General features: G+C 72.5%; 19 protein-coding genes. 14 read left to right on the top strand and 5 right to left on the bottom strand.

The window, feature by feature from the left end; genetic code table 11:
- Positions 1-49 precede the first annotated feature (49 nt).
- Entirely contained in the window at positions 50-1,750 is a 1,701-nt protein-coding gene (gene paaN / locus ACGFX4_RS08975; protein WP_393071308.1) for a phenylacetic acid degradation protein PaaN, read from the bottom strand.
- 171 nt (positions 1,751-1,921) lie between these two features.
- Between paaN and ACGFX4_RS08970 the strand changes: the two genes are divergently transcribed.
- The 4 genes from ACGFX4_RS08970 to ACGFX4_RS08955 are packed head-to-tail and all read left to right on the top strand — an operon-like array spanning position 1,922 to position 5,300.
- Positions 1,922-2,509, top strand: a complete 588-nt coding sequence (locus tag ACGFX4_RS08970) for a hypothetical protein (RefSeq protein ID WP_393071307.1) — start codon at positions 1,922-1,924, stop codon at positions 2,507-2,509.
- A complete protein-coding gene (locus ACGFX4_RS08965) occupies positions 2,506-3,546 on the top strand; it encodes a hypothetical protein (protein ID WP_393071306.1) in 1,041 nt (346 codons plus the stop codon). The genes ACGFX4_RS08970 and ACGFX4_RS08965 overlap by 4 nt, the downstream gene beginning before the upstream one ends.
- A gap of 33 nt (positions 3,547-3,579) precedes the next feature.
- Complete coding sequence (locus ACGFX4_RS08960) at positions 3,580-4,290, top strand: hypothetical protein (RefSeq protein ID WP_393071305.1); 711 nt, start codon at positions 3,580-3,582, stop codon at positions 4,288-4,290.
- 8 nt (positions 4,291-4,298) lie between these two features.
- Positions 4,299-5,300, top strand: coding sequence for a hypothetical protein (locus tag ACGFX4_RS08955; protein ID WP_393071304.1), 1,002 nt, complete (start codon positions 4,299-4,301; stop codon positions 5,298-5,300).
- A gap of 206 nt (positions 5,301-5,506) precedes the next feature.
- On the opposite strand, the gene ACGFX4_RS08950 is transcribed toward ACGFX4_RS08955, so the two are convergent.
- Positions 5,507-6,760: a hypothetical protein gene (locus ACGFX4_RS08950; protein ID WP_393071303.1), complete on the bottom strand. Its 1,254-nt coding sequence runs from the start codon at positions 6,758-6,760 to the stop codon at positions 5,507-5,509.
- A 120-nt stretch (positions 6,761-6,880) separates the two neighbouring features.
- On the opposite strand from ACGFX4_RS08950, the gene ACGFX4_RS08945 reads away from it, so the two are divergent.
- The 3 genes from ACGFX4_RS08945 to ACGFX4_RS08935 all read left to right on the top strand — a co-directional run bounded on the left by ACGFX4_RS08945 (position 6,881) and on the right by ACGFX4_RS08935 (position 11,510).
- Positions 6,881-7,846, top strand: coding sequence for a glycosyltransferase family 2 protein (locus ACGFX4_RS08945; RefSeq protein ID WP_393071302.1), 966 nt, complete (start codon positions 6,881-6,883; stop codon positions 7,844-7,846).
- A gap of 37 nt (positions 7,847-7,883) precedes the next feature.
- Positions 7,884-8,474 (top strand): TetR/AcrR family transcriptional regulator, encoded by a 591-nt coding sequence (locus tag ACGFX4_RS08940; protein ID WP_393071301.1) that lies wholly within the window; start codon positions 7,884-7,886, stop codon positions 8,472-8,474.
- Positions 8,475-8,567: 93 nt separating this feature from the next.
- Positions 8,568-11,510 (top strand): N-acetylmuramoyl-L-alanine amidase, encoded by a 2,943-nt coding sequence (locus tag ACGFX4_RS08935; protein WP_393071300.1) that lies wholly within the window; start codon positions 8,568-8,570, stop codon positions 11,508-11,510.
- A gap of 61 nt (positions 11,511-11,571) precedes the next feature.
- Here ACGFX4_RS08935 and ACGFX4_RS08930 read toward each other — a convergent pair whose 3' ends face one another.
- Positions 11,572-12,021, bottom strand: a complete 450-nt coding sequence (locus ACGFX4_RS08930) for an Lrp/AsnC family transcriptional regulator (RefSeq protein ID WP_393071299.1) — start codon at positions 12,019-12,021, stop codon at positions 11,572-11,574.
- A 163-nt stretch (positions 12,022-12,184) separates the two neighbouring features.
- Between ACGFX4_RS08930 and pdhA the strand changes: the two genes are divergently transcribed.
- The 4 genes from pdhA to ACGFX4_RS08910 all read left to right on the top strand — a co-directional run bounded on the left by pdhA (position 12,185) and on the right by ACGFX4_RS08910 (position 17,424).
- Positions 12,185-13,324 carry a pyruvate dehydrogenase (acetyl-transferring) E1 component subunit alpha gene (gene pdhA, locus ACGFX4_RS08925; RefSeq protein ID WP_393071298.1) on the top strand — a complete coding sequence of 380 codons (1,140 nt, stop codon included), beginning with the start codon at positions 12,185-12,187 and terminating at the stop codon, positions 13,322-13,324.
- Positions 13,324-14,334, top strand: coding sequence for an alpha-ketoacid dehydrogenase subunit beta (locus ACGFX4_RS08920; RefSeq protein WP_393071297.1), 1,011 nt, complete (start codon positions 13,324-13,326; stop codon positions 14,332-14,334). The genes pdhA and ACGFX4_RS08920 overlap by 1 nt, the downstream gene beginning before the upstream one ends.
- 5 nt (positions 14,335-14,339) lie before the next feature.
- Positions 14,340-15,647: a dihydrolipoamide acetyltransferase family protein gene (locus ACGFX4_RS08915; RefSeq protein ID WP_393071296.1), complete on the top strand. Its 1,308-nt coding sequence runs from the start codon at positions 14,340-14,342 to the stop codon at positions 15,645-15,647.
- Positions 15,648-15,831: 184 nt separating this feature from the next.
- Positions 15,832-17,424, top strand: coding sequence for a globin domain-containing protein (locus tag ACGFX4_RS08910; RefSeq protein WP_393071295.1), 1,593 nt, complete (start codon positions 15,832-15,834; stop codon positions 17,422-17,424).
- Between the two features lie 14 nt (positions 17,425-17,438).
- On the opposite strand, the gene ACGFX4_RS08905 is transcribed toward ACGFX4_RS08910, so the two are convergent.
- Positions 17,439-17,966, bottom strand: a complete 528-nt coding sequence (locus ACGFX4_RS08905) for an NUDIX hydrolase (protein WP_345698230.1) — start codon at positions 17,964-17,966, stop codon at positions 17,439-17,441.
- A 353-nt stretch (positions 17,967-18,319) separates the two neighbouring features.
- Between ACGFX4_RS08905 and ACGFX4_RS08900 the strand changes: the two genes are divergently transcribed.
- Both ACGFX4_RS08900 and ACGFX4_RS08895 read left to right on the top strand, forming a co-directional pair.
- Complete coding sequence (locus ACGFX4_RS08900; protein ID WP_393071294.1) at positions 18,320-19,117, top strand: IclR family transcriptional regulator; 798 nt, start codon at positions 18,320-18,322, stop codon at positions 19,115-19,117.
- A gap of 157 nt (positions 19,118-19,274) precedes the next feature.
- Positions 19,275-19,703, top strand: a complete 429-nt coding sequence (locus tag ACGFX4_RS08895; protein ID WP_393071293.1) for an SsgA family sporulation/cell division regulator — start codon at positions 19,275-19,277, stop codon at positions 19,701-19,703.
- Positions 19,704-19,776: 73 nt separating this feature from the next.
- Here the strand turns inward: ACGFX4_RS08895 and ACGFX4_RS08890 are convergent, their stop codons facing one another.
- A complete protein-coding gene (locus ACGFX4_RS08890) occupies positions 19,777-20,151 on the bottom strand; it encodes a phage holin family protein (protein ID WP_393071292.1) in 375 nt (124 codons plus the stop codon).
- Between the two features lie 90 nt (positions 20,152-20,241).
- Between ACGFX4_RS08890 and ACGFX4_RS08885 the strand changes: the two genes are divergently transcribed.
- On the top strand, positions 20,242-20,559 hold the full coding sequence (locus ACGFX4_RS08885) for a cupin domain-containing protein (RefSeq protein WP_345698234.1): 318 nt from the start codon (positions 20,242-20,244) through the stop codon (positions 20,557-20,559).
- Positions 20,560-20,566 lie beyond the last annotated feature (7 nt).

The following is a 20,566-nucleotide window of genomic DNA, read 5'->3' as shown; positions in this document are numbered from 1 at the left end:
CGCTCCCCGCCCCCCTCCGGGAGCGGGCCACCGGTTACTGGCGCCCGCGTCAGACGTGGCGGCGGATCTCCACCGTGCGGAAGCGGTTCGCGACGAACGCGCCGTCGCAGTAGGCCGAGTTGGCCGCCGGGTTGGCGCCGGTGCCGTGCAGGTCGGAGAAGGCGGCCGTCTGGTTGACGAACACCCCGCCGGTCAGGTTCAGCGACAGCGACACGCCCGCGTCCAGGCAGGCCGCGACCATCGCCGCCTCCACCGCGTCGTCCACGGTGTAGCCGCCCGCCGTCATCGCACCCTGCTCGCTCACCGTCCGGCGCAGCAGCTCCACCGCGGCCTCGGTGGACTCCACCGCCACCGCGAACGCCACCGGGCCGAAGCACTCGCCGAGGAACGCCGTCCGGTCGTCCGGCTTGTCCGCGTCCACCTTCACCAGCGCGGGCGTGCGGATCGTCGCCGCCGGGAACTCCGGCGACTCCACCACCCGCGGCGCCAGCGCCAGCTCGCCGAACTCGCCGCCCGCCGCGGCCACGCTGCGCTGCAGCACACCCGGGTTGACCACGGCGCCCAGGATCTGCGCCGCCCGGGCGTCGTCGCCCAGCAGCCCCGAGATCGCGCCGGACAGGTCGGCGACCACCTCGTCGTACGACTTGGAGCCCTCGTCGGTCCGGATGCCGGTGCGCGGGACCAGCAGGTTCTGCGGGGTGGTGCACATCTGGCCGCTGTACAGGCTCAGCGCGAACGCCAGGTTGTTCAGCATGCCGCGGTAGTTGTCGGTGGAGTCGATCACCACCGTGTTCACGCCGGCCTTCTCGGTGTACACCTGCGCCTGGCGGGCGTTGTCCTCCAGCCAGTCGCCGAACCCGGTCGAACCGGTGTAGTCGATCAGCTTCACCTCCGGGCGGACCGCGAGGGTCGCCGCGACCGTGCCGCCCTCGTGCTCGGCCGCCAGGCAGACCAGGTTCGGGTCGAAGCCCGCCTCGGCCAGCACCTCGCGGGCGATCCGCACCGTCAGCGCCAGCGGGAGCACCGCCCGCGGGTGCGGCTTCACCAGCACGCCGTTGCCGGTCGCCAGCGAGGCGAACAGGCCCGGGTAGCCGTTCCACGTCGGGAAGGTGTTGCAGCCGATCAGCAGCGCCGTGCCGCGCGGCACCACGGTGAACTCCTTCACCATGGACAGCGGGTCGCGCTTGCCCTGCGGCTTCGTCCAGCCCGCGCTCTGCGGCAGCCGGGTCTGCTCGCGGAACGCGTACGCCACCGCCTCCAGCCCGCGGTCCTGCGCGTGCGGGCCACCCGCCTGGAACGCCATGCCGTACGCCTGGCCGGTGGTGTGCATCACCGCCTGCGCGAACTCGTGCGAACGGGCGTTGATCCGGCCCAGGATCTCCAGGCAGACCGCCGCGCGGGCCGCCGGCCCCGCCGCCGCCCACGCCGGGCGGGCCGCCTCCAGCGCGGCGAACAGCGCGTCCGTCTCCGCGTGCGGGTAGCTCACCCCCAGCTCGATGCCGAACGGCGAGGCCTCCCCGGCGACCAGGTCGCCGTTGCCCGGCTGGCCCTCGATCGGGAAGACCTGGCCCAGCAGCGCCTCGAACGCCGCCTTGCCGTCCGCGGGGCCGGTCTCGCCGTACGCCTTCGCGATCTCCGGGTACGGCGACCAGTAGTCGCGGCTGTCGATCGCGGCCAGCGCGCGATCGAGGGTCTCCTGGTGGCGGTCGATCAGTACGGCGACCGACGGGGTGGGGGTCGCAGCAGCCATGGTGCGCTCCTCATAGGGGCGGCGGACGGTTCCGCTCCTCAGCGTAACCGAACGATCGGTCGGGGCGAAGACCCCGCCCGGTGATCGTCCGCGCGGTTCTGCAACGATCTCTCCCGCGCCCGCGTCCGTACGGGCGACGGGGAGTGGCGGGGATCTCGGGGGAGGTCCGGTTTGTCGATCGAACTGCCGGACGAACTGGTCTGGGTGATGAACCTGATCGGGCTCAACTGGCCCGACGTGGACGAGGACGAACTGCGCGAATGGGCGTCCCACGTGCGGGAGTTCGCCGCCGGGCTGCAGGACGCGCACGACGGCACGCACGGCATGGTGCAGGGCCTCGGCGGGGCTTACCAGGGCGCCTCCTACGAGGCCCTGGTCGAACGCTGGGGACGTGCCTCCACGGAGCACATGACCGTGCTCCTCGACTGCTGCGAGGTGCTGGCCGCCGGACTGGAGATCGCCGCCGCCGGGATCGTCGTCGCCAAGGGCGCGGTGATCGCCGAGCTGGTCGCCATGGTCGCCGAGTTCGCCGCCGAACAGGCCGCCGCGGTGGCCACCCTCGGCCTCGCCGAGGCCGCCAACGTCCTGATCATCGAGGCCGGCAAGCGGGTGGTGAACGCCATCCTCGACCAGATCGAGCAGGAGATCGTCGGACAGCTGGTCTCGATGGCCGTCGAACCCTTCCAGGAGGCGATCTCCCGGGCCGTCTCCGGCCTGGTCTTCGAAGGCGTCGAGGCGGCACTCGGAGGAGCGGCATGAGCGGCGGATTCCAGGCCCACCCGGACCGCCTCGACGAGGCGGCCAAGCAGGCCCACGAGCACGCGGACAAGGTGGACGAGCACGCGCGGACCCTGGGCTCACGCACCGGAGGCCGATCGCTGGGCCGGGGAAAGTTCGGCGCGATCGTGGACAACGCGGTGCGCCCGATCGTCGACTCGATGATCCACGACATGGGTCGGGCGATGGCCAAGGGGCACCGCTCGATCGGGCACGGCCTGGAGCTGACCGGCCGGCGCCTCGAGGAGGCCGAGCGCTCCCTCGCGAAGGACCTCAAGGCAGCCGGTCACGACGTCGAGCCCGGGAGGTCGCCGCTCGGCGCCGACGGTCTGCGGGACGCCTACCGCCGCCGGGTCGACGAGCGGGTGGCCGAGCTCGACCGGCAGGGCCACGGCCCTGGCCGGCACCTGAACGTGAGCGACCAGCAGCTCAAGGACCGGCTGGGTGTGCCGATCACGGAGAAGCGAAAGGTCCAGGACCCGCCGATTCTCAACGACCGGGGATTTCCCATCAAGAAGGGAAAGAGCCGCATGGTGGACATGCCGGCCAGGGACGCGGACGGATACATCTCCTCGGAGAAGAAGATCGATCCGCTGCACGGGCCCAATGCGCGGAGCCGGCCGGAGGACGTCCGGTACGACGACCACGAGGTCAGGAACAAGGAGACCGGCCTCCCCGAGCCGCACCGCTGCGAGAAGTACTCGTCCGCGTTCAACGACAACGAGTCCTACATGTACGCCGACCAGCACGCCCGCGGCAGGCTGGATCCGAACAAGCAGGAGCCCCAGGAGTTCGAGTTCGGCCCGGAGGAGGCCTGGGGTCCGGGCGACCACCGTGGGCGTTTCCGGGGGTTCTTCATCGACCCGCAGAACCCGGTGGGCGCGGACGGGGCGGTGAACTATCGGGACGTCGATTTCTCGAACGCCAGAATAAAAGCCATCTACGAGCCGGATGGAAATGGCGGGTTCCGGTTGAAGACGATGTTCCCGGTGCCGTCCGACGACCACAACAGGCCTTGACCTACAATTCGGATCGTGGAGGATTCCTGAGCCATGCCGCTGCGCGATGAACTGCCGCCTCGTACCGGTCCCTGGGCCACCAGGTTCGACTCCGAGGAAGCTCTGCTCGAAGCCGACACCGCCCTGCGTGCGGCCGCCCTGAGGGACCACGACCTTTCCCCCGTGCTGCCGTTCGACCAGGTCTATGGACCGGACATGATGCATCGTGCCGCCCAGGCCACGGCCATCGGCATCGACCCGGACGAGCCGTACACGGCGGATGGCCAAATCCGCTACGTCTACGGTGACTTCTACACCGAGGCCCTGGTCTACGGCGTCTACCGGCCCGCCGAGGGCACCGCCCCGACCGGCCCGGCCGGGGTGGACCAGCTGTGGAACACCACGCTCTACCCCTACCCGGGCGGTGGGATCGACCCGACCGCCGTCGAGCTGGCCGCTCTCGGCCTGGACGTGCCGGGGGTGGACCGGCGGTTCGTGAACTTCTGCGCAGGTGTACTGGGCGTGGAAGCGGTCGACGACCTGGCCATGCTGAAGGAGCGCTTCGACGCTGCCTGGCCGGACTACCGCGAGACCGTCAGGAATGGGCTGCTCCATCTGGTTCGTCACCGGACGATGACCGTCCAGCAGTGGTACGAGCTGACCTATGTGGCCTTCCACGACGAGGAGCAGCTGACCGGCTACCTCGCCCAGGTGTACGCCTACCTCTACGACGGCTTCCCGGTCATGCCGCCGGCCCCGAACTGAGGACCGGGATGGACGAGACCGACTGGCCGATCCCAGGGTGGCGCCACAGCGAGCGGCTGCGGAACTTCTACTCCTGGCCGTTCACCCCGTCCGGGATCTCGGACATCGAGGCGTACCGGGCGGCGGCGACGGACGGGAGCGAGTACGCCGGGCTGGTACGGGAGAGCCTGGAGCACCTGCTGGATCGGAGGCCGCTGAGCACGACCGACTGGCTGCACCGGACGGGGTTCCAGTTCTACTCGGAAGACGAGCTGTACGGGTACCTGCGGCAGGTGTACGCGTTCTTCTACGAGGACGGCGGCCATCCCCGGGCGCCCGATCCGGGGCGGCAGGTGCCCGCGGAGTTCTTCGGGGCGCCGCTGCCGTCGGTGGAGCTTCCGGAGGAACTGGAGCTGCTGAACGGGCCGGAGCCGCACTTCCCGCGGTGGCACGCCCAGTACGCGGACGACGCGGCGGCGAACCAGGCGATGGTGGCTCTGCGGGTGGCGGCACGGGAGCAGCGGGACCTGGCGCCAGTGCTGTCGTTCGCGCAGGTGTACGGGGCTGGGGAGGCCGCGCTCGGGCAGGCCGTGGCGACCGGGACCTACGACGGCGTGGAGCTGGCACTGGGGCCGGACGGGCTGGCGAAGGCGGTGTACCACCCGGACGGCCGGGGCCGACTGGTGAACAGCCTGTTCTGGCCCACCCCGGTGGGGGCGGTCGACCCGACCACCGTGCCGTTGGCCGAGCTGGGCCTGGACGTCCCCGGGGTGGACCGGCGGTTCGTGAACTTCTGTTCGGGGTGGCTGAGCGCCGAGGCGGAGGACCAGCTCTGGGAGCTGGGCCGCAGCTTCGCCGACGCCTGGCCGGACTACCGGGCGACGGTCGGGGCCGGTCTGCGGCAGCTGGTCCGTCGACCGGTGGACGTCGAGCGCTGGTACGGGCTGACCTCGGTCCGGTTCGACGGCGAGCGGGAGCTGGCGTGCTACCTGGCCGAGGTCGAGGCGTACCTGTTCGGGAGCCGGAGCTGACGGGGTGGACGGCCTGGGTGATTCCCGGCCGGAAGGAGGACGCGCGGCTGCGTGAGTTCTTCCGCGGTGCCCGGATGTGGGGCACTGGTGGAGCATCACCAGGTTCCCGGTCCTGACCGAGGAGGGCCTCTACGGCTACCTCGGTCAGCTTCACGCCTGCTTCTACGGTGACCGGGCGCAACCGCCGGACGTTCCGGACCACTGACCTACGGGATGCCGAGCTCGAAGAGGACGTAGCCGGCGTACCAGCCGGAGGCTGCGGCGGTGAGGCCGAGGACGACGGCGAGGGAGGGGAGGGAGAGTCGCTTGAGGGCGACGGCGATCGGGATGAAGAGGGGGAAGCAGGGGAGCAGGTAGCGGGAGGTGTTGCCGAAGATCTGCTGGCTGCCGAGCACCAGGACGACGGTGACCAGGGTGTAGACGAGCAGGAAGACCGGCGGGCGCAGCCGGATCAGCAGGAAGATCAGGATCGGCAGCGAGAAGACCAGCAGCACGGCGATCAGGTCCTCGGTGGGGTAGCCGAAGACGTAGTCGTGGTGGCCGAGCAGGACGCCGCGCAGCACCTTGCCGGTGTGGGCGCCCCAGTCGAAGAAGTGCAGCCAGGCGCCGCGCTGGAGCTCGAAGTAGGAGGTCCAGCTGCCCATCCGCCAGCTGGCCCAGGCGATGTAGCCGGCCAGGCCGATCGGGGCGATCAGCACGGCGGCGACCGGGCCGACGACGCCGTCGCGGCGGCGGTACAGGGCGATCAGGGCGGCCACGCCGAGGGCGGCGATCAGGGCGGCGGAGGTGGGGCGGTTGAGGCCGGCGACGAAGGCGGTGACACCGGCCGGGAGCCAGCTGCCGCACATGATGAACCAGCAGGTCCAGGCGGCGAGGGCGACGAAGAGGGAGTCCGAGTAGACCGCCCATTCGGCGCCGGAGCCGGGGAACAGGCCCCAGACGCCGGCGGCGATCACGCCGGCCCGGCGGCCGGTCAGCTTGGCGGTCACCGCGTAGATGCCGGCCGCGGCGACGAACGAGGCGAGGACGGAGACCAGCATGCCGGCGCCGTACGGGCCGAGCCCGGTGACGGTGGAGACCAGCCGCATCAGGCCGGGGTAGAGCGGGAAGAAGGCGACCGAGTTCTGCTCGTACGCCCACGGGCCGCTGGTGAGGGGGACCAGTGCCGGGTGGTAGCCCTCGACGGCGACCCGCTGGTACCACCAGCCGTCCCAGCCGCCGAGCACGTCCCAGGTGTGGGTGCCGCCGCCGAACCGCGGGTTCTTGGTGAGGTACTCGCCGGACCAGCCGAGCAGCGCCATGAAGGCGGTGAAGCCGATCAGTTTGACGGCCCCGTACACGGCGAGGGACGGCCCGTACTCGCGCCCGCTGCGGCGGGCCCACTGCCGGAAGGTCTCGGGTGCGGGGCGCTCCGGGGGCTCCGCGTGGTCGACCGTCTCGGGGAGTGCGCCGGTGGACATCTGGTCCCCTCCTGCTCGGCGTGTCCGGGTGAGCCTACGGCACGGGTCACTGGTCTGTACCTGCCGGAGCGTCGGATCGGTAGGATCCGAGCACCGTACGACGACCCGCGGGGGCACCTGATGAGTTCAGCGGCACGCACCGGGATCACGCTCTCCGTGGTCGTCCCGATGTTCAACGAGCAGGACGCGCTGGCGGCGCTGGTCGCCCGGCTGCGTCCGGCGCTCGACGGGATCGGCGAACCGTACGAGGTGGTCGCGGTCGACGACGGCTCCACCGACAAGACCCCGGAGCTGCTGCACGACCTGCGGGCCGGCTGGCCCGAGCTGCGGATGGTCCGGCTGCGGCGCAACTGCGGGCACCAGGCGGCGCTGACCGCCGGGCTGGAGCTGGCCGTCGGCGCGTACGTGGCCAGCATCGACGCCGACCTGCAGGACCCGCCGGAGAAGGTCGCCGAGATGCTGGCGCTGGCCCGCGCCGAGCGGCTGGACATCGTGTACGGCGTCCGCGAGGACCGTTCCACCGACAGCGGCTTCAAGCGGCGCACCGCCGGCGCCTACTACTGGCTGATCCGCCGCCTGGTCGGCCGTCAGGTGCCCGCGCAGGCCGGCGACTTCCGGCTGCTCAGCCGGGAGGCGGTGGAGGCGCTGCGGGAGCTGCCCGAGCAGCACCGGGTCTACCGGCTGCTGGTGCCGTGGCTGGGCTTCCCCAGCGGTGAGGTGCGCTACGTCCGGGAGGAGCGGGTCGCCGGGAGGACCAAGTACCCGGTCGGCAAGATGGTGCGGCTCGCCCTGGACAGCGTCACCGGCTTCTCGGCCGCCCCGCTGCGGGTGGCGACCTGGCTGGGCGTGCTCTCCTTCCTCACCTGCCTGCTGCTGGTGGTCTTCAGCCTGAGCGTCTACCTGGCCGGGATGACCGTGCCCGGCTGGACCTCGCTCTTCGTCGGCGTGCTGTTCATCGGCGCGGTGCAGCTGATCTGCGTCGGGCTGCTGGGCGAGTACGTCGCGCGGATCTACACCGCGGTCCAGCGGCGGCCCGCCTACTTCGTCGCCGAGGACACCGGGGCGGACCGCACCGCGCAGCGCTGACCCGGCCTGCCGCGGGTGATCGCCGACGGGGATACTCATGACCATGGCCGAGAACACCACGCGCACCGCCTACACCGTCGAGTCCCTGCTCGCCGTCACGGTCGAGGTCTTCAACGAGCGCGGGTACGACGGCACCTCGATGGAGGACCTGTCGAAAGCCGCGGGGATCTCCAAGTCCTCGATCTACCACCACGTGCGCGGCAAGGAGGAGCTGCTGCGGCTCGCGGTCGGCCGCGCCCTGGACGCGCTGTTCGCGATCCTCGACGAGCCGAGTGCGACCACCGGCGAGCCGGTGGACCGGCTGGAGCACGTGGTGCGGCGCACCACCGAGGTGCTGCTCACGGAGCTGCCGTACGTCACCCTGCTGCTGCGGGTGCGCGGCAACACCACCACCGAGGAGTGGGCGCTGGAGCGGCGCCGGGACTTCGACCACCGGGTCGCCGAGCTGGTCCGCGACGCGGTCACCGAGGGCCAGCTGCGCGCCGACGTGGAGCCCCGGCTGGCCACCCGGCTGCTCTTCGGCATGATCAACTCGATCGTCGAGTGGTACCGCCCGGGCAGCAAGGCCCCGGACGGGGTGGCCGACGCCGTGGTGCACCTGGCCTTCGACGGCCTGCGGGCGCGCTGACGCCGGGGGCGGACCCGGAGCTCGGGCGTCCTGGCGCCCTGATACCTTCCCCTCGATCCGTTGTCGGTCGCACAGGGAAGATCGGACGACCCGTTGCCCCAGCCCACCCGTAAACCGTTCACCCGACGACTGCCGCTGCGGACGGCCGCAGCCTCGGCCGCGGCGCTGGCCCTGGTGGCCGGTGCGGGCTCCGGCCCGGCCCTGGCCCAGCCCGAGGCCCCCGCCGGCCTGCAGGCCCAGTTCGCCGCCGCGGCCAAGGAGTTCAAGGTCCCGGAGAGCCTGCTGCTGGCCGTCGCCTACCAGCAGACCCGCTGGGAGTCCCACCAGGGCAGGCCGAGCACCACCGGCAACTACAACGTGATGGGGCTGACCCAGGTCGACCTGGCCGCGGTCGCCGCGGCCCAGGCCGCCGCCCAGCCCGAGGTCGACCTGCGCGGGGACGGCGACCCCAAGGCCCGGAAGCACGCCGTGCCCGCCCCCGAGGCCCCGGTGGACAGCCCCGCGCTGCACACGCTGGACGCGGCCGCCAAGCTGATCGGCCGCCCGGCGGCCGAGCTGCGCGAGAACACCCTGCAGTCGATCCGCGGCGGTGCGGCGCTGCTGGCCGAGCAGCAGCGCCGGGGGAAGAGGCCACTGGCCGCCGACCCGGCGGCGTGGTTCGGCGCCGTGGTGGCGTTCAGCAACGGCGGTGCCGGCGACGGCCGGGCCGAGGGCCGGGAGTTCGCCGACCGGGTCTACGGCACCCTCAAGGTCGGTGCGGCCCGGACCACCTCCGAGGGCCAGCCGGTCGCCCTGGCGGCCGACCCGGCCGCTGCCGCGCACAGCCCGGCGGTGGACCGCGGGGTGGAGCGCCAGCCGGCCTCCCGGGCCGCGGTCCGCACCGCGCTCCCCGCGGCGGCCGCCGCCGACCCGCTCGAGTGCCCGGCCACCCTCAACTGCGACTTCAACCCGGCCGCGTACGCCCAGTACGGCGCCACCACCGGCGACTTCGGCAACTACTCGATCGCCGCGCGGACCGGCGCGGACATCGACTACATCGTCGTCCACGACACCGAGGGCGGCTACGCCGGTGCGCTGGCCACCTTCCAGAAGGCGTCCAGCGAGGCGAGCGCGCACTACCTGATCCGGTCCAACGACGGCCACGTGACCCAGATGGTGGCCGACAAGAACATCGCCTGGCACGCCGGCAACAAGACGCTCAACATGCACAGCGTCGGCATCGAGCACGAGGGCTTCGCGCTGAGCGGCGCCAGCTGGTACTCGGAGCAGCTGTACCAGTCGTCGGCGACGCTGACCCGCTACCTGGCGGACCGCTTCGGCGTCCCGCTGGACCGTCGGCACATCATCGGCCACGACGAGGTCCCCGGCCCGACCCAGAGCGCCGTCGCCGGCATGCACTGGGACCCCGGCACGTTCTGGGACTGGAACCACTACATGGACCTGGTCGGCGCCCACGTCGGCGCGGACCGGAACTACGTGGTCGGCGGGCGGGTCGTGATCAACCCGCCGTTCTCGAACGCCTACCGCCCGGTGGTCAACGGGGCCGCCTCCCAGCCGGTCAACTTCGTCTACCTGTACGCCTCCCCCGGCGGCCCGCTGATCGGCAACGGCACCCAGAACGCCTCCGACTGGACGGACAAGGCGGTGGCCGGCAGCAGCTACGCGGTCGCCGACATCCAGGGCCAGTGGACGGCCATCTGGTTCAACGGCCAGAAGGCGTGGTTCTGGAACGACGGCTCGATCGCCGCCGCGGACAACCGCAAGGGCCAGTTCCTGCTGACGGCCCGGGCGGGCGCCGCGTCCGTCCCGGTGTACGGGCGCTCCTACCCCGAACCCGAGGCCTACACGGCGGCCGGCGTCCCGGTGCCCGACCCCAACATCACGCCGCTGAGCGCCACCCTGCCGGCCGGGCAGTCCTACGTGCCGGGCACCACCACCCCGGTGGCCGGCGACTTCTACTACGCCCCGACCGTCGACGGCAGCGCCGCCCACGACCGCACCCTGGTGACCGGCGGCCGGACGTACTACCCGATCCAGTACAACCACCGGCTGGCGTACGTCGCGGCCGAGGACGTCCGGCTGGTGCCGGCGCCGACCTCCGACGCGCTCTCCACCGGCGAACGCGTCCAGCTGCTGGCCCGGACCGCGTCCGGCCCGGTCAACGCCGGCGCCAACTACACCCGGGGCGTCTGGGAGTTCTACCACCCGATCCCGGCCCCCGGCGGCACGTCCGACCCGAACCAGCGGTTCGCCGAGCTCTACCTGGGCAACCGGCTGCACGCCGTGACCGTCGCCGGCGGGCGGGTCTACACCGCCGACCGGGACCTCGACAGCGGCGAGTGGACCCCCTGGTACAACCTCGACACGTCCGGCCCCGGCACGCTGCCGGCCCCCGCCACCGAGGTGACGGTCGCCGCCATCGGCAACCGGATGCACGTGGTCGTCGTCGCCGGCGGGCGCCTGCTGGAGGCGACCGCCGACTACGGCGCCGGCCGCTGGTACCCGTGGGGCGACGTGTCGAGCGCGATCGGCCTGCCCTCCGGGGGCCTCACCCGGATAGCCGCGGCGGCCAACGGCAACGTGCTGCACATCGACGGCGTCGGCACCGACGGGCGGATCCACGTCGCCGACGCCGACTACGACCGCGGCCGCTGGGCCTGGGGCGACGTCACCGGCGCGGTGGGCGCCCTGCCGGGCACCGTCACCGGACTGGCCACCGTCTCGGTCGGCAGCAAGCAGCACCTGCTGGTGCTGGCCGACGGCCGGGTCCGGCAGGCGAGTGCCGACTACGCGGCGGGCGCGTGGAGCGGATGGGGCGACGTGGCGGGCGCGACCGGCCAGACCACCCCGATGACCGCGATCGCCGCCACCTGGACCGGCTCCAGCCTGCGGGTCTTCGGCGTGGCCGACGGCCGGATCCTCAACGCCAACGGTGACTACGCCGTCGGCCGCTGGTCGCGCTGGATGGACACCGAGGACACCTTCGCCGCGGGACCGGTGGACCGGGTCGCCGCCCTGGCGGTGGCCGGCGTCTGACCCGCACGGCCCGCACCACCCCGCTGCCCCGGACGGCCCGCCGTCCGGGGCAGCGGCGTTCTCACAGGTCCGGAGGGACCTGGTCGGTCTCCTCGAAGACCAGCATGGTCTGGGTGGAGAGGATCTGCGGGACGGACTGGATGCGGTTGAGCACCAGCTCGCGCAGCGAGCGGTTGTCGGCGGTGTGCACCAGCAGCAGGACGTCGAAGTCGCCGCCGACCAGCGCGATGTGGGCGACGCCGGGGAGCTGGAGCAGCTGCTCGCGGACCGTCCGCCAGGAGTTCTGGACGATCTTCAGGGTGATGTAGGCGGTCGCCCCCTGGCCGGCCCGCTCGTGGTCCACCCGGGCGGTGAAGCCGCGGATGATGCCGTCCTCGACCATCCTGGAGATCCGGGCGTACGCGTTGGCCCGGGAGACGTGCACCCGCTCGGCCACCGAGCGGATGGAAGCGCGACCGTCCTGCTGCAGCAGCCGCAGGATCGACCGGTCGACACGGTCGAGTCTGGACATCTGTTCAGCCGACATGGCCCCCCACCCTTGCTGATTGGACGTGCTGACTCCAGAAGACAGCCATTCGGGCCGACTGTCCACCACCTTGTCACGCTTCTGGTCAAGATGAACAGACGACCGAACAATCGGTAGGGAGCCCCCACCACCCCCGGAGGTGCCCGAGATGACCGTTCTCGACCACAGACACACAGCCGCCGTACCCGGCTGGCTCCCGGGCGCCACCGCCCCCCGCACCGACCCGGCGCCCCTGCTGCCGGACACCGCACCGGTCCGCGTCCTCGGCACACCCGCCGTGGAGAAGGCCGACCCCGCGCTGCTGCGCGAGCTCTACCGCCGCCTGGTCGTCGGCCGCCGCTACAACCAGCAGGCCACCACGCTGACCAAGCAGGGCCGGCTCGCCGTCTACCCGGCCTCCACCGGCCAGGAGGCCTGCCAGGTCGCCGCCGCACTCGCCCTCGGCGACCAGGACTGGCTGTTCCCCAGCTACCGCGACACCCTCGCCGTGGTCTCCCGGGGCGTCGACCCGCTGGAGGCGCTGACCCTGCTGCGCGGCAACGCCCACACCGGCTACGACCCGAAGGCCAGCCGCACCGCGCCGCTCTCCACCCCGCTCGCCACCCAGGCCCCGCACGCCGTCGGCCTGGCGCACGCCGCCCGCCTGGCGGGCGACCCGGTGGTCGCGCTGACCATGCTCGGCGACGGCGGCACCAGCGAGGGCGACTTCCACGAGGCGCTGAACTTCGCCGCCGTGCTGCACGCCCCGGTGGTCTTCCTGGTGCAGAACAACGGCTACGCCATCTCCGTCCCGCTCACCCAGCAGTCCGCCGCGCCGACCCTGGCCCACAAGGCCGTCGGGTACGGCATGCCCGGCCGTCTGGTGGACGGCAACGACGCCGCCGCGATGCACGCGGTGCTCGGCGAGGCCGTCGAGCGGGCCCGGCAGGGCGGCGGCCCGACCCTGGTCGAGGCGCTCACCTACCGCGTCGAGGCGCACACCAACGCCGACGACGCCACCCGCTACCGGCAGGACGAGGAGGTCGCCGCCTGGCGCGAGCACGACCCGATCCTGCTCATGGAGCGCGCCCTGCGCGAGCTCGGCCTGCTGGACGAGCAACTCGTCCAGGACGCCGCCGACGAGGCCGAGGCCCTGGCCGCCCGGATGCGCGCCGAGTTCCACGCCGACCCCGAGCTCGACCCGATGTCGCTGTTCGCCCACGTCTACGCCGAGCCCACCCAGCAGCTGCGCGAGCAGGCCGCGCAGCTCGCTGCCGAACTGGCCGCCGAGGCCGAGGTGCACCACTGATGACCACGGCTCCCGCCCTGAACGGCACAGCCACCAGGACCTCCACCATGGCGCAGGCGCTCAACGGCGCCCTGCGCGACGCCATGCGGGCCGACCCGACCGTCCACGTGATGGGCGAGGACGTCGGCACCCTCGGCGGAGTCTTCCGGATCACCGACGGCCTGACCGCCGAGTTCGGCCCCGAGCGCTGCCTGGACACCCCGCTCGCCGAGGCCGGCATCCTCGGCACCGCCGTCGGCATGGCCATGTACGGGCTGCGCCCGGTGGTCGAGATGCAGTTCGACGCCTTCGCCTACCCGGCGCTGGAGCAGCTCTTCTCGCACGTCGCCAAGATGCGCAACCGCACCGGCGGCAAGCTGCCGCTGCCGATCACCGTCCGGGTCCCCTACGGCGGCGGCATCGGCGGCGTCGAGCACCACAGCGACGCCTCCGAGGCGTACTACGCGCACACCCCCGGCCTGCACGTGGTCACCCCCGCCACCGTCGCCGACGCCTACGGGCTGCTGCGCGCCTCGATCGCCTCCGACGACCCGGTGGTCTTCCTGGAGCCCAAGCGGCTCTACTGGGGCAAGACGGAGTGGGACCCGACCGCGCCGGTCGAGCCGATCGGCAAGGCCGTGCTGCGCCGCACCGGGCACTCCGCGGTGCTGATCACCTACGGCCCCTCGCTGCCGGTCTGCCTGGAGGCCGCCGAGGCCGCCAAGGCGGAGGGCTGGGACCTCGCCGTGCTCGACCTGCGCTCCCTGGTGCCGTTCGACGAGGCGACCGCCTGCGAGGTGGTCCGCTCGATCGGGCGGGCCGTCGTGGTGCACGAGGCGAGCGGCTTCGGCGGGGCCGGCGCGGAGATCGCCGCCCGGCTCACCGAGAAGTGCTTCCACCACCTGTCCGCCCCGGTACTGCGGGTGACCGGATTCGACATCCCGTACCCGCCGCCGATGCTGGAGCACCACCACCTCCCCGGGGTGGACCGGATCCTGGACGCCGTGGCCCGGCTCCAGTGGGAGGACTGATGGCCATGGCGGTCGTACGGGAATTCACGCTGCCCGACCTCGGTGAGGGGCTCACCGGGGCCGAGGTGGTCCGCTGGATGGTGGAGGTCGGCGAGGTCATCGCCGTGGACCAGCCGGTGGTGGAGGTGGAGACGGCCAAGGCCGTGGTCGAGGTGCCCTGCCCCTACGGCGGGGTGGTCACCGCGCGGTACGGCGAGGTCGGCCAGGAGGTTCCGGTCGGCGCCCCGCTGGTGACCGTCGCGGTCGCCCCGGCGGACGGCGCGCCGGTGGCCGAGGTGGAACGGCCGCTGGTCGGCTACGGCGTCGCCGAGGGCGGCAAGGGCGCCCGGCGCCGCCGGGTGGTGGCGAACGCCACCGCCGCGGTACCCGCGGCACCCGCGGTACCCGCGGCACCCGCGGCACCCGCGGCACCCGCGGCACCCGCGGCGCAGGCCCCGGCCGCGGCCGCGGTCCCCGGGGTGGTGGCGGTGATCTCGCCGCTGGTGCGCCGGATGGCACGCGAGCACGGGATCGACCTCGCCTCGGTGGCCGGCAGCGGCCCGGACGGGCTGATCATGCGGCGCGACGTGGAGCGGGCGCTGTCCGCCCCGGCCCCGGTGCCCGCTGTTTCACGTGAAACAGCGGCCGGTGCCGACGAGATCGTCCCGCTGCGCGGGCTGCGCCGGACGATCGCCGAGAAGCTCACCCGCAGCCACCAGGAGATCCCGGCTGCCACCTGCTGGGTGGACGCCGACGCCACCGAGCTGATGGCCCTGCGCCGGCAGCTCAACGAGGCGCCCGGCCCGAAGGTCAGCGTGCTCGCCCTGCTGGCCCGGATCTGCACCGCCGCGCTGGAGCGCTTCCCCGACCTCAACACCAGCGTGGTCGCCGAGGGCATCCGCCGGCACTCCGCCGTCCACCTGGGCTTCGCCGCGCAGAGCGAGCGCGGCCTGGTGGTGCCGGTGGTGCGCGACGCCCACCTGCTGCGCACCGAGGAGCTGTCCGTCGAGCTGGCCCGGCTGACCGAGGCCGCCCGGGCGGGCGCGCTCACCCCGGCCGAGCTGACCGGTGGCACCTTCACGCTCAACAACTACGGGGTCTTCGGGGTGGACGGCTCCACGCCGATCCTCAACCACCCCGAGGCGGCGATGCTCGGCGTCGGCCGGATCACCCCCAAGCCGTGGGTGCACGAGGGCCAGCTGGCGGTCCGCCAGGTCACCCAGCTGTCCTTCACCTTCGACCACCGGGTGTGCGACGGCGGCACGGCGGGCGGCTTCCTGCGCTTCGTCGCGGACTGTGTCGAGCAGCCCGGGACGCTGCTGCGCCGGCTCTGAGGCACGGTGATCGGTCACCTTGCGTGGTGGTTCCACTGCGCAAGGTGGCCACAGGTCGAGCGAGCCTAGCGCGCGCCGGGCGCGGGTGTCCGGGATTCGCGGGATTTGTCGGATGAGCTTCACGCGTGGTGCCAATGTGCTGAAGGCGTCAGCAGATTGGTCGACCGGAAGCGAAACGATTCTCTTGGGCACTCGTCAGATCGCGCTGAAAAGCAGGCCGCTGAAGGTCGTCCGGGCCGGACACGGTTCGACGGCGGCATCCGACGTACCGGGGCTGCTGCCTGTCGCTCCGGCGGCCTCGGCCGCATCGGCCGCATCGGCCGCTCCGGCCGCGGAGCCCGCCGAGGCGGAGCCGGAGCCCGAGCCGGAGGCGGCCGTGGACCGGCCGGCCGAGGAGGACGGCGGTACGGCGGCGGCCGCGCTGCCGGCCATTCCGGCGAAGCCCAGCGAGCCGCCGCTGATCCCCGCGCCGAGCCTGCCGCAGGACGTCCACCCGACCGGCTACCAGCCGCTGTTCACCGACGCGCCGGGCCTCAACTGGGCCGGCCCGGGTGACAGCTGGAGCCGGGCCTGGGCGCTGGAGACGCTCGCCGAGGCGCCCGCCGCCCCGGCTGCCGCACCGGAGCAGCCGGGCGCGCTGCAGCCGCCCACCGCCGAGGACATCGAGCTGATCCGCGCCACGCTGGCCGTGGTCGAGCCGGTCGCGGACCGGGCCACCGCCCACTTCTACGCGCTGATCTTCGTCAACCACCCGGAGGTCCGGGCGCTCTTCCCGGCCGCCATGGACGTCCAGCGCGACCGGCTGTTCCACGCCCTGCTGATGGCCGCCGCCAGCGCCGACGACCCCGCCGGACTGACCGCGTACCTGACCCGGCTGGGCAGCGGGCACCGCAAGTACGGCACCCTGAGCGGGCACTACGCCCCGGTCGGCGAGTGCCTGATCGCCGCGCTGGCCCGCTACTGCGGCAGCCGCTGGGACACCCGGACCGAGCTGGCCTGGCGCCGGGTCTACGGCCTGGTCTCCTCGATCATGATCGAGGCCGCCGAGCAGGCCGCCCGGACCTCCCCGCCCTGGTGGCAGGCCGAGGTGGTGGCGCACGAGCGGCGCACCCGGGACATCGCGGTGCTCACCCTGCGCCCCGACCAGGCCTACCCCTACCGGGCCGGCCAGTACGCCACCGTGGAGACCCCCTGGTGGCCGCGGGTGTGGCGGCACTTCTCCTTCTCCACCGCCCCCCGCCCGGACGGCCTGCTCACCTTCCACGTCAAGGCGGTGCAGGCGGGCTGGGTGAGCAACGCGCTGGTCCACCGGGCCGCCCCGGGCGACGTGCTGCGGCTGGGGCCGGCGGCCGGCGGCATGGTGGTCGACCACGCGGCGCACGCGAATCTGCTCTGCGTGGGCGGCGGTACCGGCATCGCGCCGATCAGCGCGCTGGTCGAGGAGGTCGCCGAGCACGGCGCGGCCGGCCGCTCCGTGGAGGTCTTCTACGGCGCCCGGCAGAGCTCCGAGCTGTACGAGCTGGAGCGGCTGCGCGGCCTGGCCGAGCTGCACCCCTGGCTCACCGTGCGGCCGGTGGTCTCCGAGCAGCAGGTGGCGCCGGGCCAGGCGCTGGCCGGTGAGCTGCCCGAGGTGGTGGCCCGGTACGCGCCGTGGCACGGCTTCCGGGCGTACTTGAGCGGCCCGCCGGCCATGGTGCGGCGTGGCACGGCGGCGCTCAAGCGCTCCGGACTGCGCAGCCGGGACATCCACCACGACCTGGTGGACGACCTGGCCTGACGGCCCCGGCCGGGTCAGCCCAGGTCGGGGGCGAGCAGCGCGCGGACGCCCTCGATGTTGGCCGCGAGGTAGCGGCGCAGGCTCGGCGGGACCACGTTCACCGAGGTGACGCCCTCCCGGGTGAAGGGCAGCCGGACGATCTCGTACTCGCCGTGCGGCTCGTCCACCTCGGGCCCGTGCCGGCGGGCCGGGTCCATCCCGGTGAGCCGGCAGACGAAGAAGTGCTGCACCTTGACCCCGTGCGGGTGCGCCAGGGTGCCGTCCTCGTGGTGCGAGTGGGCGACGGTGTCGACGAAGGCGGGGACCACGTCCTCGACCTTGCCGCCGAGCTCCTCGTCCACCTCGCGGTGCAGGGCGTCGACCACGCTCCGGTCGGTGGGCTCGACGCCGCCGCCGGGGGTGATCCAGTACGGGTGCGGGGAGCCCGGCCGGACGCGCTTGATCAGCACGATGGTGGCGGGCGCGTGCGGGTTGTCCGGGTCCAGCTCCAGCAGGATCGCCCTGGCCGTGCGTTTGACGACCGGGCGGACCGGGCCGACCATGCTGCCACCTCCGGGGGCGCGAGCGTTGTGCGGGAGTCTCCCGCGCGGCGGAGGGCGTGAAACTCGCACAGACGAACGAATCGGAGTGGCCGGTTCCGCCGAACGGTGGATCCGGCGTGCCCGGGTGTGTCAGGGTCGGTCGATGGAACCTGTGCGAGTGGATCTTCGATGTCGAGGCTGATCGGCGCCGGGGATTCGCCTGTGTGGCACTGAGTGCGCCTTCCACCTTGGAATCGAATGCGAAACGGGCTCTGTGTGCAGGGAAATAATTGCAGGCCGGGTGGCCCTGTGCTGCAATGAGCCGCTATCGGGCGGAAGTGGAGCAAACCGCTCCTCGTGGCTAGGGGGAAGTGATGGCCATGGACCAGACGGCGGAGGCGACCGGGCAGGGGGAGCGGGGCATACGGACGCCCCGCTCCCCCACTCTGATCACCTCGGTGCAGCGCGCCCTGCGCCTGCTCGAGGCGGTCGGCAACCACCTGCAGGGCGCCACCGCCAAGCAGCTCGCCCGCGCCGCCGACCTCCCCCTCGGCACCACCTACCACCTGCTGCGCACCCTCACCCACGAGGGCTACCTGCGCCGGATCGGCGGGAAGTTCTTCTACGGCGACTCGGTGGACGGGATCAGCCGCGCCGACTCCCGGCAGGCCGAGCGCACCGACCTCCGCGGCCGGATGGAGGAGCTGGGCGACGAGCTCGACGCCGCCGTGTACTACGCCGTCTACGAGGACGGCGAGGTCCGGGTGGTCGACGTGGTCTCCGACAGCGGCCGCCCCGCCGTCGAGGAGTGGGCCGACTTCCGGGCCACCGCGCACGCGCACGCCGTCGGACTCTGCCTGCTCGCCCAGCTCGGCGAGGAGGAGCGGCGCGACCACCTGGCCCGGTACCGCCCGGACACCCTCACCCCCTCCACCGTGGCGGATCCGGCCGTGGTGATGCGCCGGCTGGCCTCGGCCCGGCCGACCATGCCGGTGCTGGAGCGCCAGGAGTACGCGCTCGGCACGGTGTGCGCCGCGGTGCCCATCACGATCGGCTCGGCGGTCGCCACCATGGCGATCTCGCTGCCGCTGGAGCAGTCCGAGCGGCTGGCGCCCGCGGCCGGGCGGCTGCGCTCGCTGGTCGGCGCGATGTCCCCGTCATTCGTTCGCTGACATCCGCCCGTGTTCGTTCACCATTTGAAAAAGCTCATCTTGTCCGGATCGTTGCCAAACGTGGACGATGAGGATCGAACGGGGACTCAGGGACACAAACTTCACAAAACGTCCCCACAGGCCGTTCCACCGCAGTGAACACGAGAGGTACTGGCGCATGCACAGCACAGTCCAAGCCCACATGGTCATGCACCTCGTGGCGTCGACCGAGCTCTCCTTCCGCATCGTGGTCGACCTGGAGTACGACGCGGACGACCCGTTCGCGGTCGCCCTCACCTTCCACCTCCCGGGCGACGCCCCGGTCACCTGGGTCTTCGCCCGGGAGCTCATGGTGGACGGGATCAGCCGGCCCACAGGCGAGGGAGACGTGCACATCCACCCGCTGGGCGACGACCTCGGTGAGGTGTGCATCGTGCTGCACTCCACCGAGGGCGACGCCATGCTGCGGGCCGCCGCCGCGCCGCTGATCGCCTTCCTGGCGCGGACCGACCGGATCGTGCCGATGGGCCAGGAGCTCAGTGGCGGCGAGCTCGACGCGCAGCTGGCGAGCATCCTCTCCGCACCGGGCTGCGAGAACGCGGGCTGAGGGGCGCAGAGCACGAGGGCCCGCCGCCGGAGTCGATCCGGTGGCGGGCCCTTCGTGCCGTGCGGCGCCGGGCTCAGTCGTCCCCGAGGGCCAGGTTGAGGCCCCAGGACACCACGCTGATGATCAGCGCGCCGAGCAGCGCGGCCCAGAAGCCGTCCACGTGGAAGTCCAGGTCGAGCTTGTCCGAGGCCCAGGAGGTCAGCCAGAGCATCAGCGCGTTGATCACGAAGGTGATCAGCCCCAGGGTGAGGACGAACAGCGGCAGGGAGAACAGCTTCACGAACGGCTTGATCAGGAAGTTCACCAGCCCGAAGATCAGGGCGACCGCGATCACCGTGACCGTCTTCTGCTGCCAGTCGTCCCCGGACAGCGTGATGCCCGTGACGATCCAGGCCGCCACCCAGATCGCCAGCGCGTTGATGAGCGTTTTGACCGCGAAACTCTTCATGCAGCGGATCGTCGCAGGCCCAGCGGCCGCTGGGAAGCTCTTGGCGGCGATGTTGTTCAATGGGGCCGGACCCGGAGAGGAGCGGCGCCGATGAAGGTGTTCCGGCTGGACGAGCTGGACGTGGAACGGGCGGGCGGCCGGGGCGCGTACCTGCGCTTCCTGAAGGAGCGGAACATGTCCGCCGGGCTGTTCGCGCTCTCCCCCGGGGACACCGACCCGCAGACGCCGCACGACCAGGACGAGATCTACCAGGTGATCAGCGGCCGGGCCGAGCTGACCGTCGGGAACGAGACCACCACCGTCGCCCGCGGCACCGTGGCCTACGTCCCCGCCGGGGTGCCGCACCGGTTCCACCACATCACCGAGGAACTGCGGGTCCTGGTCGTGTTCTCGCCGCCGGAGCCGTGAACCAGCC

Source organism: Kitasatospora sp. NPDC048365, assembly GCF_043200835.1.
Lineage (GTDB): Bacteria > Actinomycetota > Actinomycetes > Streptomycetales > Streptomycetaceae > Kitasatospora > Kitasatospora terrestris.
The sequence above is the reverse complement of the archived record's forward strand: the minus strand, read 5'-3'. Positions and strand labels throughout refer to the sequence as shown.